The sequence below is a fragment of the Mucilaginibacter sp. 21P genome (assembly GCF_019331605.1).
GTDB classification, from domain to species: domain Bacteria; phylum Bacteroidota; class Bacteroidia; order Sphingobacteriales; family Sphingobacteriaceae; genus Mucilaginibacter; species Mucilaginibacter achroorhodeus.
This window is the reverse complement of the sequence record NZ_CP063061.1, coordinates 765,550-781,843: the sequence shown is the minus strand read 5'-3', so window position 1 is coordinate 781,843 and position 16,294 is coordinate 765,550. Positions and strand designations below refer to the sequence as shown.

12 protein-coding genes and 1 tRNA gene are annotated in these 16,294 nt (G+C 41.6%); 8 read left to right on the top strand and 5 right to left on the bottom strand.

What is annotated here, in order from left to right:
- Nucleotides 1–2: 2 nt before the first annotated feature.
- The gene (gene ricT, locus INP83_RS03400) at nt 3–1,418 is read left to right on the top strand and encodes a regulatory iron-sulfur-containing complex subunit RicT (RefSeq protein ID WP_219126306.1); all 1,416 of its coding nucleotides are present in this window, start codon (nt 3–5) and stop codon (nt 1,416–1,418) included.
- 4 nt (nt 1,419–1,422) lie between these two features.
- Nucleotides 1,423–1,896 (top strand): gliding motility lipoprotein GldH, encoded by a 474-nt coding sequence (locus INP83_RS03395; protein ID WP_219126305.1) that lies wholly within the window; start codon nt 1,423–1,425, stop codon nt 1,894–1,896.
- A gap of 164 nt (nt 1,897–2,060) precedes the next feature.
- On the opposite strand, the gene mqnB is transcribed toward INP83_RS03395, so the two are convergent.
- Nucleotides 2,061–2,732 (bottom strand): futalosine hydrolase, encoded by a 672-nt coding sequence (gene mqnB / locus INP83_RS03390; protein WP_219126304.1) that lies wholly within the window; start codon nt 2,730–2,732, stop codon nt 2,061–2,063.
- 74 nt (nt 2,733–2,806) lie between these two features.
- On the opposite strand from mqnB, the gene INP83_RS03385 reads away from it, so the two are divergent.
- The 4 genes from INP83_RS03385 to INP83_RS03370 all read left to right on the top strand — a co-directional run bounded on the left by INP83_RS03385 (nt 2,807) and on the right by INP83_RS03370 (nt 8,648).
- Nucleotides 2,807–3,223, top strand: coding sequence for a 6-carboxytetrahydropterin synthase (locus tag INP83_RS03385; protein ID WP_146273237.1), 417 nt, complete (start codon nt 2,807–2,809; stop codon nt 3,221–3,223).
- Between the two features lie 10 nt (nt 3,224–3,233).
- A complete protein-coding gene (gene folE / locus INP83_RS03380) occupies nt 3,234–3,875 on the top strand; it encodes a GTP cyclohydrolase I FolE (RefSeq protein WP_146273221.1) in 642 nt (213 codons plus the stop codon).
- A 92-nt stretch (nt 3,876–3,967) separates the two neighbouring features.
- The gene (gene fabD / locus INP83_RS03375) at nt 3,968–4,852 is read left to right on the top strand and encodes an ACP S-malonyltransferase (protein ID WP_146273220.1); all 885 of its coding nucleotides are present in this window, start codon (nt 3,968–3,970) and stop codon (nt 4,850–4,852) included.
- A gap of 58 nt (nt 4,853–4,910) precedes the next feature.
- Complete coding sequence (locus INP83_RS03370; RefSeq protein ID WP_219126303.1) at nt 4,911–8,648, top strand: ATP-binding protein; 3,738 nt, start codon at nt 4,911–4,913, stop codon at nt 8,646–8,648.
- 60 nt (nt 8,649–8,708) lie between these two features.
- Here the strand turns inward: INP83_RS03370 and nadA are convergent, their stop codons facing one another.
- Nucleotides 8,709–9,701, bottom strand: coding sequence for a quinolinate synthase NadA (gene nadA / locus INP83_RS03365; protein WP_219126302.1), 993 nt, complete (start codon nt 9,699–9,701; stop codon nt 8,709–8,711).
- 407 nt (nt 9,702–10,108) lie between these two features.
- Here nadA and nadB point away from each other — a divergent pair, with 407 nt between their 5' ends.
- Nucleotides 10,109–11,701 carry an L-aspartate oxidase gene (nadB, locus tag INP83_RS03360; protein WP_219126301.1) on the top strand — a complete coding sequence of 531 codons (1,593 nt, stop codon included), beginning with the start codon at nt 10,109–10,111 and terminating at the stop codon, nt 11,699–11,701.
- A 61-nt stretch (nt 11,702–11,762) separates the two neighbouring features.
- Here the strand turns inward: nadB and INP83_RS03355 are convergent.
- A tRNA-Gly gene (locus tag INP83_RS03355) sits at nt 11,763–11,835 on the bottom strand.
- A 64-nt stretch (nt 11,836–11,899) separates the two neighbouring features.
- Here INP83_RS03355 and INP83_RS03350 point away from each other — a divergent pair.
- Nucleotides 11,900–12,412, top strand: coding sequence for a gamma carbonic anhydrase family protein (locus INP83_RS03350; RefSeq protein ID WP_219126300.1), 513 nt, complete (start codon nt 11,900–11,902; stop codon nt 12,410–12,412).
- Here INP83_RS03350 and INP83_RS03345 read toward each other — a convergent pair.
- Both INP83_RS03345 and mnmG read right to left on the bottom strand, forming a co-directional pair.
- Nucleotides 12,402–14,042: an Ig-like domain-containing protein gene (locus tag INP83_RS03345; protein WP_219126299.1), complete on the bottom strand. Its 1,641-nt coding sequence runs from the start codon at nt 14,040–14,042 to the stop codon at nt 12,402–12,404. The genes INP83_RS03350 and INP83_RS03345 overlap by 11 nt on opposite strands.
- 115 nt (nt 14,043–14,157) lie before the next feature.
- Nucleotides 14,158–16,020, bottom strand: a complete 1,863-nt coding sequence (mnmG, locus tag INP83_RS03340; protein ID WP_219126298.1) for a tRNA uridine-5-carboxymethylaminomethyl(34) synthesis enzyme MnmG — start codon at nt 16,018–16,020, stop codon at nt 14,158–14,160.
- Nucleotides 16,021–16,294: the final 274 nt, after the last annotated feature.

The following is a 16,294-nucleotide window of genomic DNA, read 5'->3' as shown; positions in this document are numbered from 1 at the left end:
TTATGGGATGCGGAAGTTGCTCATCCGGCGGATGTACGCCGGCAGGCTGCAAAAGTAATGGCTCATGCCTTACTAATGGTTGCGCCAAACTTGATGTACACGATTGGCTGTCGCACATGGACATGCCAACTAATTATAAGCCTTTTTCGATAGTTGAAGTAAGATTTAAAGGATCGAGAAAGGAATTTTATCATAATAACGACAATATTTACCTGGAGGCCGGCGACCTGGTTGCCGTTGAAACCAACACGGGCGGCTACGATATTGGTAACATATCTATAACCGGCGAGTTAGTGCGCATGCAAATGCACAAGCGCCATGTTAAAGAAGCCGATGTTGTGAAGAAAATCTACCGCCGTGCAACACCTGCTGATGTGGATAAGTGGCAGGCTGCAAAAGGTTTGGAGTGGGAAACCATGCACAAATCGCGCACGCTGGCACTTAGCTTAAACTTATCTATGAAGATAAGCGACGTAGATTACCAGGGCGATAAAACCAAAGCTACTTTTTATTATACCGCCGAAGGCCGTGTAGATTTCAGGGAACTGATCAAAAAAATGGCTGAAGCTTTCCGCATCCGTATTGAGATGCGCCAGATAGGTATGCGCCAGGAGGCAAGCCGTTTAGGCGGTATTGGCTCATGCGGCCGCGAACTTTGCTGCAGCACCTGGCTTACCGATTTCAAAACCGTTTCTACAGCAGCAGCCCGTTATCAAAATCTATCTTTAAATACCCTAAAGCTTGCAGGCCAGTGCGGTAAATTAAAATGCTGCCTCAACTACGAGTTAGACACTTACATGGATGCGCTAAAACACATCCCTGATAATGTCAACGTGCTAAAAACCGAAAACGGTGATGCCCGCCTGCAAAAAACAGACATCTTTAAACGTGTAATGTGGTTTAGCTACCCTGGTGCAGAATCATGGATACCGCTGCCAATTAAACGGGTTAAGGAGATACAGCAGCTTAACAAAGAAGGTGTACTGGTAGAGAATTTAGGTGAGGTAGTAGAGGTAGAAACCAAACCCGCAAAAGTGCTCGATTATGAGAACGTAGTTGGGCAGGACAGCCTTACCCGTTTGGATGAGCGCCGCAACAAAAACAAGCAAAAACAAAAAAGCCGCAATAAAAATCGCCAGGGTGGCGAGCAGCAAGCGCAGCGAACTGAAGGCAATAACCGCCCGCAAAACCAGCCAAGGCCCGAGGTAAAACCGAATGATGGCGGCAACAAGCCACAACAGCAAAATAGGCCTAATCGCCCGCAGCCAAACCAGGCCGAAAGACCTGATGGTGCACAAAATGAGGCGCAAAGAGCTGAAGGCGGTAACCGCAACCGTAATAGACGGCACCGCGGCAACCGGGGTGGTGGCGGTGGCAACCAGGAACGCGGTAATAATGCACCCCAAAATCCGCAGTAATTGTATGGCGAGGATTAAATTGTTTTGGGTATCGGTTGTAGCTATGGCCGCTTTGCAGGCCTGTTCAGATCCTTCGCAGGTTTTTGATAACAACACCGAGATAGCTAATCATAACTGGTCATACGTTAACAGGGTAAAGTATGATGTGGATATTGCCGATAACAGCATTCCCTATAATCTTTACTTCAATGCAAGGGTAACCGGCAATTACCGCTACTCTAACCTGTTTGCGCTGGTTAAGATGACATCGCCCGGCAAAAAAACGCTGGTAACGCGTTACGAGTTCAAACTGGCCAAGCCCGATGGCGAGTGGTTAGGCAGCGGCACAGGTAACCTTTACAGCTACCAGATCCCCATCCGTAAAAACTTTAAGTTCCCGGCGGCGGGTAAATGGCATTTTGAATTAGAGCAAAACATGCGCGATAACCCGTTGCACGATGTTTCTGATGCAGGTTTACGCATAGAGAAAGCGAAATAATCAGCCTCTACCCCAACCACTCTCCGAGGCAGGGGGGCTTCAATAATTTCTTTGAAGTCTCTTCTTAAGGGGGAGATTTAGAGAGGGCTTATTAACAGCAGGTGTTCACGTTCACACACATGAACACCGTGAACACTTGTGAACGCTGACAAAATCTTGTCACCTTAATTTTGCGCTGCAAGGGCATCCAGTAACCGGATAGCCACCTCATTAAGGTTTTTGACGGCAAGGCCAATTTGCCAGTTATCACGGTTGCGTTTCTCCACGTAGTTTGACACAGAACGTAGCTGGAAGCATGCTACTTTGGCCTCGGTACATGCGTAGAAGAACGCCGCTCCCTCCATACTTTCTATCTCAACGTTCATTCTTTGCTTCAATTTAGCTATTGAGCGTTCACAGCCGTGAACGGTATTTACAGTTATGGCTGTACATTTTTTCAATCTAATATCCATCACTTCACTAAGTGATCTACTTGCGGCGAAGGCGCCTTTTCCGAAGCCCATTTCGTCTATCGGCAAAAACTTTTCATCATCTTCGGCACCTAATTCGGCAAGAGTATCTGTGGTAACTTCAACCACTTCTCCCAGGGCAATGTTCCTGTCAAAACTGCCGGCGATACCCAAGTTAATAGCAAGGTCATAATGGTTAGTCGCCAGTTCACGGCCAAGGGCATATGCTGTTGCCACCATGCCTACACCTGTTATTAGAAGTTGGCAGTTATCAGTTGGCAGTTGGCCGCCTTGTCCATCATTATTCTGTTTTGACTTTTGACTTTTGACTTTTGACTTTAACTCGCTTACTTCAAATTCCGTAGCTGCTACAAATAATACCCGCATAAGCTAATTTTTGATGGCTAAGATAAAACAACTGGCCTGTTTTTGTTTTGTATATTTGCACCAGTAAATTTATGATGATACATATAACGCGCAAGGAACATTTTAACGCGGCACATCGCATGTACCGCGAAGAGTGGAGTGCCGAAAAAAACTTTGAGGTTTTTGGCAAATGCGCAAACCCCAACTGGCACGGCCATAATTATAACCTTTTTGTAACTGTTAAGGGCGAGGTTACCCATGCTACCGGATACCTGATAGATCTGAAAGACCTCAAACAGATTATTAACGAATACGTGATAGAAAAACTGGACCATAAGAACATCAATAAGGATGTTGATTTTATGGCAGGCAAAATGGCTTCGACAGAATTACTTACCATAGAGATATTTAACCAGTTACGAGGCCCTATTGAAGCGCACGAGGGTGTATTTCTACACTCTGTAAAGTTATTTGAAACCGAAAATAATTCTGCCGAGTACTTTGGCGGTTAAAAGCTGATACATGATCGACGACGACGACAACATCCCTGACAGGGACGCCGGTATTAATGGTTATCAAAAGATAGACCGCTACAATCCCGAGCTGATTGCCAACCTATCGGGACATTACCACGAAGTTTTAAAAGAGATAGGCGAAGACCCTGAACGTGAAGGCCTGCTTAAAACACCTGAACGTGTTGCCAAGGCAATGCTTTACCTTACCCATGGCTATGACCTGGATGCACAAAGCATCCTAAAATCGGCCATGTTTAAAGAGGAGTATAGCCAAATGGTAATTGTTAAGGATATTGAGGTTTACTCGATGTGTGAGCACCATATGCTGCCGTTTTTTGGCAAAGCGCATGTGGCTTACATTCCAAATGGCTATGTTGTAGGCTTAAGCAAAATACCGCGTATAGTTGATGTGTTTGCACGCAGGCTGCAGGTGCAGGAGCGTTTAACAAACGAGATACGTGATTGCATACAGGAAACGCTTAACCCTATCGGTGTTGGCGTGGTGATAGAGTGCCGCCACCTTTGCATGAGCATGCGTGGTGTGCAAAAACAAAATTCGGTAACCACCACATCAGCATTTACCGGCGAATTTTTAAAAGAAAAAACCAGAACAGAGTTTTTGAATTTGATATCATCACGATTAAGTTAGTTCATTAGCTTAATCGTTCATTAGTTCATTAGGATGAATGTTGGTATTACTACCAATTAACCATTGAACCAATGCACTTATAAACTAAAGAAATGAAAGCATATATTTTCCCTGGGCAGGGTGCCCAGTTTCCGGGCATGGGTAAAGACCTTTACGAACAAAGCGAACAGGCCCGCGAGTTATTTGAAAAAGCGAACGAGATTTTAGGTTTCCGCATTACTGATGTGATGTTTGAAGGAACCGAAGAAGATCTGAAACAAACCAACGTAACCCAGCCTGCCATATTCCTGCATTCGGTGATATTGGCTAAGGTTATGGGTAGCGATTTTGAACCAGATATGGTTGCAGGTCACTCCTTAGGCGAGTTTTCTGCGCTTGTAGCATCGGGTGCCTTATCTTTTGAAGATGGCTTACGCCTGGTAGCTGCGCGGGCTAACGCCATGCAAAAAGCCTGCGAGATACAGCCGGGCACGATGGCCGCTATTTTAGCTTTAGATGATTTTACGGTTGAAGACATTTGCCAGCAATTAACTGATGTGGTTGTGCCTGCCAACTATAATTGCCCCGGTCAATTGGTTATATCAGGAACGGTTGCCGGTATAGATGCTGCTTGCGAAAAAATGACTGCTGCAGGTGCCAAACGCGCCATGAAATTAAACGTTGGTGGTGCTTTCCACTCACCATTAATGGAAGCCGCACGTGTTGAACTTGAGCATGCCATTGTTAATACTAATTTTAACACCCCGGTTTGCCCTGTTTACCAGAACATAGATGCAAAACCTTACACTGATATTGAGCAGATAAAACATAATTTAATTGCCCAACTTACAGGGCCGGTACGCTGGACACAAACTGTAGAGCACATGCTTGAGGATGGTGCTACCAGCTTTACAGAAGTTGGCCCCGGTAAAGTTTTACAAGGCCTGGTTAAAAAGGTTAACCGCGAGGTAGCTACATCAAGCGCTGCTGTACAATAAAATACCTTGAGCCACCTATTTCAGGTGGCTTTATTATTAAATTATAAATATAAGAAAATTGTCAACGGCAGGGAAGATACGGGTATTGTTAGCTTTGGTATTTGCCAGTTTGTTGTTTACAGCATTGGCGATAGAAGGCACCTATACGCCTGCCAACAACCTGGTACAATCAGCCCGCCTTTTCGAAAATAATCTTCATAAAAAAGAGGCCCTTGTATATGATATTATCAATAACAAAAAGGCTTTTGAAGAGCTTAAAAATTTAAGAAACACCCCGGATAAGGGCATACAATATATACAGGACTATACAACAGATAAAGGTATATGGACCCTGGTTTACAAAAAAGGGAAGTTAGATTTTTGGTCGGGTATTAGGGTAATTCCTCAAAAAGCCCTGCAGCGCATTAAAGAGGGTTGCTCTTTTATCAGCCAACCCAACGGTTATTACGAATCTATCCGCAAAACCGATGGTGAAACGGTAGTAATGTTCTTTATCCCCGTTAAAAACAATTACCCTTTTGGTAACGAGTATTTAAACAATGTTTTTATTAAAGACCTCACAACTGATAAGAACATTGACATTGCCGATTTCACCGATAAGCAGGTATATCCTGTTCATAATGTAAAAGGTACTTACCTATTTTCTTTAAAGCTTACCAAAGGTGTTAACCGCAGCTTTTTTAATTTGGTGGTGGGCTTTTGGCTATTGGCCATTATCACACTTTGTATACTAATACAAAATATAACCCAACACCTGGCCCGCAAACGGGTTTATGCCTCATTACTTTTCCTGGCAGGTTCCCTTGTGATAATCAGGGTAATAAACTTAGCGTTTGGTATCCCGGTTTTTACAGATCAGCTATCCATTTTTAGTCCGCATTTGTATGCTTCATCGCCCATATTCCGCTCTTTGGGCGATTTTTGTATCAATATACTTTGCCTGTGCTGGTTCTTTGCTTTCGCCTATACGCAACGCAATAAATTATTAACCAAAAAACCGGGCAAGCCGCTTAGTTATGTCATACTCGCCTGTATCATAGGCGTAATTGTTTTTACAACCACAGGCCTGCTAAACGTATTCTATGGCCTGGTAATCAACTCTAAAATAAACTTTGATGTAAACAACATCCTAAACCTGAATGGGTTTAGCTACATGGGCGTGCTGATGCTATGTTTCAGCTTCCTGATGTTTTATCTCATCACAGAGATAGCTTTAAGCGTTTGCTTTTCATTAAACATTCCGGTACTTACTCAAGCATTCATTCTTTTAGGAGTTGTTATTGTAACTACCATTGTTTTTACCGTGGTATGGGATTTCAGCATATTCAACTTTTTGTGGATGCTGATCATACTGGTTAGGGGGTATGCTTACCAGTTTGATGACAGGCGCTTTAGTTCCATAACTTTTATCTGGATCATATTACTATGTACCATTATATCGGCCACAAAACTCAACCATTTTGAACAGATACGGGAAGAGGGCTTGCGTAAAGTACTTATCCAAAAATTAGAAATGCCTGATGATGCTATTGCCGATGGTATCTTCAAAAAAATAGAAAAAGACCTGAGTAAGGACTCGCTATTGGTATCTTACTTTAAAAATGCTGACCGTAGCGACGATTACCTGGAGACGCGTTTAAAAAAGATCTACTTTGACCAGTACTTGTCTAAATATGATTTTAATGTACATGGCTATGATAAAAATGGAACACCAATATCTGTAGAGAAAAACTACGCCCTTGACGTGTTTAAGGACATGGTGGTCTACAATTCCTACAAGGTATCAGACTACTTTTATCGCGAAAACGAATCATTTGGCTTTCAAAGCTATTTTGCCATACTGCCGGTTTACGATAACGAAGATAACCTTGGTACCGTAGTTATAGAGTTAAAATCTAAACCATTATTAACACCCGGATCATTCCCGGACCTGCTGATAGATAAAGATGTTAAGGGTAACAGCGATGAATTTAAAAATTATTCATACGCCTTTTACACCGATAACAGGCTTGTTGCACAAAGCGGAAACTACGTTTACAGCGTTAAAAACACCGAATTTAAAGGTAAACTGCATGACTACACCACGCAAGTAACAAAGGGTATTAATAACGCACTTGGCGGCCGCTTTACTCAATACAAACACTTGTTGTACAAGCAAAGCGAGCGTAACCTGATAGTGGTTACGCAGGAGTATAATACAGTTCTTTCAAATATTACAGCGCTAACTTTCTTTTTTGTGGTGCTGTTGATTTTTGGTACTGTGGTTATACTGCTCAGGTTAATATGGATAAGGGTACGTATTTTAACCGTAAATAATAACCGTATAAAATGGGGTTTTAAAATAAACCTGGATAAGATATTATACCGCACACGGATACAATTCTCCATGATATTTGCAGTGGTACTAACACTGTTATTGGTAGGTATCATTACTTTCTTCTCTATCAGTTCTCAGTTCCAGATACAGCAGGAGAAAACCATCAGGAATAAGATTTTACAAATAGCCACCGCTTTTGAAGTTGGCCCTTTGATAGACAGGCTAAACGTAATTGATGAGCAGGCAAAAGTGAACTTTGATAACCTTGCAGGTAACTATTCATCAGACTTAAGCTTATTTGACCTTAATGGTAAATTATTGCTCACTACCCAGCCTAAAATATATGACTACGGTTTATTAAGACCACAAATAAACGGCAGGGCATTTTTATCTTTAAGCGGTTTACAAAAGTCTGAAGTTTTAAACGAGGAGAAAATTGGCGGCTTAGCTTATAAAGCAGCTTATGCGCCCATAAGAAACGTAAAACATGAAACCATTGCCTACCTGCAACTACCTTACTTTGCCAACCAGGCCGATTACACTGAAAGGATAGGATCGTTATTAAATATCATGATAAACGTTTATGCATTGATATTTATAGCCATTGGTTTATTTGCAGTTATAATTGCAAGACAGATAACGGCACCATTAAACTTTATACAGTATAACTTAAGTAAAACCATCTACGGCAAAAAGAACGAACCTATCCATTGGGACAGAGACGACGAGATAGGTGCACTTATTAAAGAGTATAACAAGATGATAGCGGCACTTGAGCAAAGCGCTGTAAAACTTGCCCAGTCTGAACGCGAAAGTGCATGGCGCGAAATGGCTAAACAAGTTGCGCACGAGATCAAAAATCCGCTTACGCCACTAAAGTTAGGCTTGCAGCTGCTGGATAAATCATGGAAGGATAAGGACCCTAAATTCGATCAGAAATTTGAGCGTTTCAGCAAATCATTTGTTGAGCAGATAGAAAGTTTATCATCCATTGCATCAGAGTTCTCCGCTTTCGCTAAGATGCCTGATACGAGGATAGAAAGACTCAATATATTTGATATACTTAACCAGGCCGTTACCATTTTTAAACAGATGGATAACGTATTGATAATTTACCAGGCACCGGAAGACTTGTTTAATATAGATGCCGACCGCGACCAACTATTGCGTTGCTTTAACAACCTGCTTAAAAACGCCATAGAAGCCACACCTGATGATAAAGAGTGTGAGATAGAGATCAACTACCTTATCACTACAAAAAATATCTTGTTGACCATTAAAGACAATGGGAGCGGCATACCGGAGCATATGCGCGAAAAGATATTTGAACCAAACTTTACTACCAAAAGTTCGGGCACTGGTTTAGGTTTGGCCTTTGTTAAAAACTCTATAGAAAATGCCAACGGAAAGGTTTGGTTTGATACCACTACTGATGTAGGTACAACCTTTTACCTGAGTTTCCCAATAGCGACCGTTTAAGACACTATTTACTATTGATCACACTCAGACACCTCTCCGCAGGCAAATGTCTTAAAAGGCTTATAAACCTAATTTGGCTGATATTTCTAACATGCGCTCGATAGGCTTAACTGCATCTTTAATGATGTGCGCAGGAACTTCAACTTCAGGCATTTCATTTTTTAAGCACAGGTAAAGTTTCTCAAGCGTATTGCGTTTCATGTGCGGGCAATCGTTACAAGCGCAATGGTTATTTGGTGGCGCAGGGATAAATGTTTTGTCCGGATTTTCCTTTTGCATCTGGTGCATAATACCAGATTCGGTAGCTACTATAAATTCCTTCTCAGGGCTATTGGTAGCGTACTTGAGGATGCCGGTAGTAGAGCCTATGTAATCTGCCATTTGCAGTATCACTTCCTCACACTCCGGGTGGGCAAGTAACTTAGCGTTAGGATGGCGTTCCTTCAGCTTGGTTATCTTCTCCCGGCTAAAGATCTCATGCACCATACAAGCACCATTCCATAATACCAGATCGCGGCCAGTTTTCTTAGCCACCCATGCACCCAGGTTCCTGTCCGGCCCAAAGATGATCTTTTGGTCTTTTGGCAGGCTTTCTACAATCTGTACCGCGTTGCTTGATGTACAAACAATATCGCTTAAAGCTTTCAGTTCTGCAGTACAGTTCACGTAGGTAATTACCAAATGATCAGGGTATTGCTCTTTAAACTTTCTGAACAAATGTGGGGGGCAACTGTCGGCCAGTGAACAGCCGGCTTTCAGATCCGGTAACAGAACTTTCTTGTTTGGTGATAATATTTTGGCTGTTTCGGCCATGAAATGTACACCGGCAAAAACAATAATGTCGGCATCTGTTTTAGCAGCCTGCTGCGAAAGGCCCAAACTATCGCCGATATAATCGGCAATATCCTGTATATCTCCTTCCTGGTAATAATGGGCCAGTATAACTGCATTTTTTTCTTTTTTGAGCTTATCTATTTCCGCAAAAAGATCAAGCGACGGGTCAAAGTATTCGTCGGCAAAACCTTTCACTTTTATTTCTTCGAAGATATCCATTCCACAAATCAATTAATAATAGCTTCTTTTTATATTAAAATAAAACTATTGTTTGTTAAGGTGTTAGTTATGTTAAAAAGTTGAGATACTAATTAGCTAAAAAGTTGTTTTTCCATTGTTATTAACAATTTTAAACGCTTTTATATTTTTCATTTACTTGATTTTTAAAGCTATATCACAAACAACTTTTACTTTAAATACTTATTTGTTAATAATTACCGGTGTGTAAAAATGTTGATTTCGATGTGAAACTGTCTTATAAATCGCTCAAAAAATCCGGTGAAATCTCAAAAAATCCGGGTTATCAACAGTCAAGACTTTTTCTGATTTTTTTCCTACACAAATTTAACACCTTTTACCCCGCTTATTAACATAAAACCTAATTTTACACAATACATATACCAAACATGACCAGAAATGTTGATTTCCTTGTTATAGGATCGGGAATAGCCGGATTAAGTTTTGCACTTAAAGCTGCAAAGCACGGTAAGGTTCTGATAGTTACAAAAGCCAACGAGGACGAAAGCAACACTAAGTATGCCCAGGGTGGCGTGGCAGTAGTTGTGGATAAAAAAGAAGACTCGTTTGAAAAGCACATAAATGACACCTTAATTGCCGGTGATGGCCTCTGTGACCCTGAAGTGGTAAGGGCCGTTGTTACCGAAGGTCCGGAAAGAATTAACGAGATTATCGATTACGGAACCAACTTCGATAAGACAAACGATGGTATTTATGACCTTGCGAAAGAGGGCGGGCACTCAGAGTTCCGGGTACTGCATTATAAAGATATCACCGGTTTTGAAATAGAGCGGGCTTTATTAGAACAAATACATGCAGAACCTAATATTGAGATCTTAACGCATTATTTTGCTGTTGATCTGATAACGCAGCACCACTTAGGCGAGTTCGTAGATAAATCTACAGATGACATCAAATGCTACGGTATTTATGCCTTTAATACAGAAACAAACCATGTTGAAAAGATACTTTCTAAGATAACGGTGATGGCATCAGGTGGTGCCGGGCATATTTACTCGGTAACTACTAACCCTATCATCGCTACCGGCGACGGTGTGGCCATGGTGTACCGTGCAAAGGGTAAAGTACGTAACATGGAGTTTATCCAGTTTCATCCTACAGCTTTGTATAACCCGGGTGAATATCCGTCATTCCTCATTTCAGAAGCTGTACGGGGTTTTGGCGGTATTTTAAAACGTACTAATGGCGAAGAGTTTATGCAGGAATATGATCCGCGTAAGTCATTGGCGCCAAGGGATATTGTTGCACGTGCAATAGATGCAGAGATCAAAAAATCAGGTGAGGATTATGTTTACCTGGATGTTCGTCATAAAAAGAAGGAAGATATACTGCAACATTTCCCGAATATCTATGCCAAGTGTTTAGATATGGGTATAGATATGACCCGCGATATGATACCTGTTGCGCCTGCATGCCATTACATGTGTGGTGGTGTTATGGTAGATCATAGCGGCAGATCATCTATTAATAGGTTGTACGCCTGCGGCGAGTGTTCTTCTACCGGGTTACATGGTGCTAACCGGCTTGCTTCTAATTCGTTGTTAGAGGCGTTGGTTTTTGCGCACCGGATATATAAAGATGCCATTGTTGATTTTTCCAATATTGTTGTGCCGGATAATATACCCGATTGGGATGAAAAGGGTGTTCAGTTGTTGAATGAAGATATCCTGGTTACCCACAATATCCGCGAGATGCAAAAGCTTATGAACGACTATGTGGGTATTGTTCGTTCCGATTTTAGGTTAGAACGTGCTATGCGCCGCCTGCGTTTATTGTATGAAGAAACAGAGGAGTTTTATAAACGTACCAAGCTGTCGGTAAAGCTTTGTGAGCTGCGTAATCTGATCCAGGTCTCTTACATCGTTGTAAAGTCTGCTATGATGCGTAAAGAAAGCAGGGGCTTACATTATACTACCGATTATCCTCAGCATCAGGAGGTTTTAGAGGATACGGTGTTTTAATAGCGTAAATTGATAGTTTGGAAATTGCTTCGTACCTCGCAATGACGGGAAAAATGAAAAGAGCGAAAAACGGGATTCGAACCCGCGGCCTTCAGTTTGGGAAACTGATGCTCTACCAGCTGAGCTATTTTCGCTTACAATGTCAAACTTAATAAAATATTCACTCATTCAATAATTCACTCAATCACTCATTAAAATATGCCTGTAATCCTTCCGGTTAGAGATAAATCTCCTGTTATCGGTAATGATGTTTTTATTGCGCCTAATGCAACCATTGTTGGTGATGTAGTGATGGGTGATAACTGTTCGGTGTGGTTTAATGCCGTTATCCGCGGAGATGTGCATTACATTAAAATAGGTAACAATACCAACATACAGGATAACGCCTGCATACATGCAACTTATTTAAAATCACCTACTAACATTGGTAGTAACGTTTCTATAGGCCATAATGCCATTGTACATGGCTGCACACTTAAAGACAATGTTTTAATAGGTATGGGAGCCATTGTAATGGACGATGCTGTAGTTGAGGAATATGTGATCATCGGTGCCGGTTCTGTGGTCTTAGAACGCACCATATGCGAATCGGGCTATTTGTATGCAGGTTCGCCCGCTAAAAAAATAAAGCCCCTTACTAATGAGCAAAGGGCTTTATTGGATAAACTGCCTAACAATTATATTATGTATTCCGGTTGGTTTAAGGATTAATTTGTTCCTTAGGTATCGCTAAGGGTTCTTCTGACTCCCAGTTTGGCCTCAGCAGCAGCTCTTTGTCGTAAACCCAAATGTTCTCCGGTTGTTGTTTTTGCCTCACGTTACCACTGTCCCAACGGCCGTTCTTGTTATTATCATACACCACCCGTATGCGATATTTGCCCGTTAAATAGTTTTTGTAAACGATGGAAGTGTTGCCCGTTATCGGGTCACTTCTTAAAAGGTTTTTCTGGTCGTCAAGCAATTCTACTACGTAACTTTTGCCTTGTTCAGGAACGGTTACTTTTAAGGTTAGCTGACTATAATTTTCTTGTTTATCACCCTCAAAATTAACTGCCGTACGTTTATTTTTATCACCATAGATGTCGGTAAAGGCTGCTTCGTTTAAAAGCAACTGATACTTTCTGCCCGGCCTGAAACGGTACTTGAGATAAACCGTTCTTGTAGAGGCCGTATCTTTTGTGATAGTGAAGTTTTGAATGGTTGTAGAATCCTCTTTAAGGATCATCAGACCTTGTTCGTAAGATGCTATAGGCAGGGTAGCTGTAATGGAAAGATCTGATCCCGGTTTTAAACGGTTATCACGGTTTATACCATATTTAAAGCCCAGGTTACGTACAAAGGATTCTTTTAATTGCTTGCGCTGGTAAACAGTATCCAAAGGCTTATTACCGTCGTAAACAGCTACGCGAAGGGAATCCCAGTTCATATTACGCATGTAAACGGTTGCCGTATCCTTGTTTTTTGACAGCTCAACTATTTTCTCATCATTTAGCGCTGCCGGATAAATTACCTTGACGGATGGATTAGCCAACCGCTTGTTAAATAGTAAGGATAGCACGCCGTCGTTACCGAATTTCTTTTCAACCCTAAACTTGTCGGGTACTTGGTTAAATAAAGCCAGCCTGATGTTGCTGGTATCTTTACTAAGCACTATGGGTTTTTTAGAGAACGCGATAAGTTCTTTATCGTTGTCGAATATTTTATTGGGGCTCGATTCTTTTAAGGCATAGATCCTGTAAGATCCTTCGTGCAGGTTATTCAATGAAAAATTACCAGATGAGTCTGTGGTAGTGAATATAGATGGCTTGCGTTTACCGAAGTAAACAGAATCCTGGCTTAAAGGAAAGATCATCACGGTTGCGTCCTTTTCCCGCTCTTGCGTTGTGCTGTTAACCACGGTGCCAGACATGCTTAACGAATCGATGTGTTGCCCGGTCGAAAACACATACGTAAAATTTTTAAGCACGTTACTTTCGTTCACGTCCTGGATGGCTTTACCGAAGTTGATAACGTAAGTGGTATTCTTCATCAGCGTATCCTTAAATTTTATCTGCAGTGTTTTCCTGTTGGCATTGTACTCCGGTGGTTTTTCCGGCGTAGGGCTCATGGTTATTTCCTGGTAAGTGTTGGTGAGTTTAAAAAATTCGTCAAACTCCAGGGTCACTTCTTTTGCATTAAAATTTCTGGTCATGTTTGGCGGAGTAGCCTTAGCCAGTTTGGGTGGCGTGAGATCCCGAGGGCCTCCCTGCGGCCTTTGGATAGCAGCGCAGCCAAAAACAAACAGGATCACAAAAATTAAGGAAACATTTTTGGCAAAAAAGGCAGGTTTTTGATTTAACATAGATTTTAAGCCCTATAAACGATTTTTATGTTTTTATGATCGCCAATATCAAAAATTTGAAATAATGGCTTAAAATTAATATTTTATAAATAACTGTAAATCAGTAACTTATTAATTATCTTGATACATGCACCATCAAAACCGATACATCTGATGGTGACACACCGGAAATTCTCGACGCCTGGCCTAAAGTCCGCGGTTTTATCCTTGATAATTTTTCGCGTGCTTCTTTTGATAATGAACCTAACTGACTATAATCAAAATTTGGATTGATCTCCCGATCTTCCATCTTTTTCATCTTGTCAACTATTTCCATTTCTTTGATAAAGTAACTCTCGTATTTGATTTTTATTTCAGCCTGCTCAATTGTTTCTTTATCATATTTCGATAGTAGCTCTTGTAATGAGTCGTCTACAGCATTCAGTTCATCAAAGCCTACCTGTGGCCTGCTTAATAAATTGAAAAGCTTGGTGTTTTGATTGATTGCTGAAGTACCATTCTCTTCCAAAATAGCATTAACCTTTGCCGGCTCAATACTTTTAGCTTTTGCAAACGCAACTATCGCGTCAGAGTTTTTGATCTTGGCGTTCACTTTATCTAATCTTTCATCGCTTATCAAACCTAACTCATGACCAATAGGGCTTAACCTTATATCGGCATTATCCTGGCGAAGAAGTAACCTATGCTCAGCACGTGAGGTAAACATGCGATAAGGTTCTTCTGTTCCTTTTGTAACCAGGTCATCTATCAATACACCGATGTAAGACTCTGACCTTTTAAGGATCAGCTCGTGCTTATCATTTATTTTCTGATGCGCATTGATGCCTGCAATAAAGCCTTGAGATGCCGCTTCTTCATAACCTGTCGTGCCGTTTATCTGGCCTGCAAAATAGAGATTGCTGATCTGTTTTGTCTCAAGCGTTAAGCCTAACTGTGTAGGAGGGAAGAAGTCATATTCGATGGCATATCCCGGTCTAAACATTTTGGCGTTTTCAAATCCGGGTATTTGCGTTAGTGCGCGGTATTGCACATCTTCTGGAAGCGAAGTTGAGAAACCGTTTACATAGATTTCAACCGTATTTAATCCTTCAGGTTCTACAAATATCTGGTGCCTGTCGCGTTCCGCAAATCTGTTTATTTTATCTTCGATTGAAGGGCAGTAACGAGGGCCTAAACCTTTAATACGCCCCGTAAACATGGGCGACTTTTCAAAGCCCTCTTTCAGCGTCTCGTGTACGTTACTGTTGGTGTAAGTGATCCAGCAGCAGCGTTGTTCTTCAATACCTTTTACATCAGTATACGAGAATTTACCACGCACTTCATCTCCCCACTGTTCTTCCATAAGGGAATAATTAAGGCTTCGGCCATCAACGCGGGGAGGGGTACCGGTCTTCATTCTACCGGCCTCAAATCCTAAAGTAACCAACTGTTCGGTTAAACCCGTTGCAGATTTTTCACCCGTGCGGCCACCGCCAAATTTCTTTTCGCCTATATGAATAATACCATTTAAAAAAGTACCATTTGTAAGCACTACTGCATCGGCTTCTATCTCTACACCAATAGACGTTTTGACACCTGCAATGGCGTTGTTTTTAATTAGCAGAGAGGTTACGGTATCCTGCCACATATCTACATTTGGGGTACGTTCTAACGCCAAGCGCCATTCTTCAGCAAAGCGCATACGGTCGCTTTGTGCACGCGGGCTCCACATAGCGGGCCCTTTAGATTGGTTGAGCATCCTGAATTGGATAGAGGTTTTATCGGTGATAATACCCGAATATCCGCCTAATGCATCAACCTCCCGCACTATTTGTCCTTTAGCTACACCGCCCATAGCAGGGTTACAGCTCATCTGCGCTATTGTTCCCATATTCATGGTTATCAATAGCACAGATGAACCTAAATTAGCCGCAGCAGCGGCAGCTTCACAGCCCGCATGCCCGGCACCTACAACTATAACATTATACTTCTTAAACATATATAACCTGATGTTCCACGTGGAACATTTGATAAATTCTACTAAGATGTTCCACGTGGAACATTGACAAATGAATACAGCCCAAACGCAGCCCAGATGCTTTCTAATATCACAAATGGGTAAAATTGTATCAAGTACGAAGAATAGCCGCACAAAGCTGCTCCTAAAAAATTCAAAGCAGAGTAAACCTTGCTTTGAGTGTTAATCACCTTGAAAAGGTTAAGAACAAATGCAATCAATAATATAGTAACGCCTATGGAAGCAATTATATCCG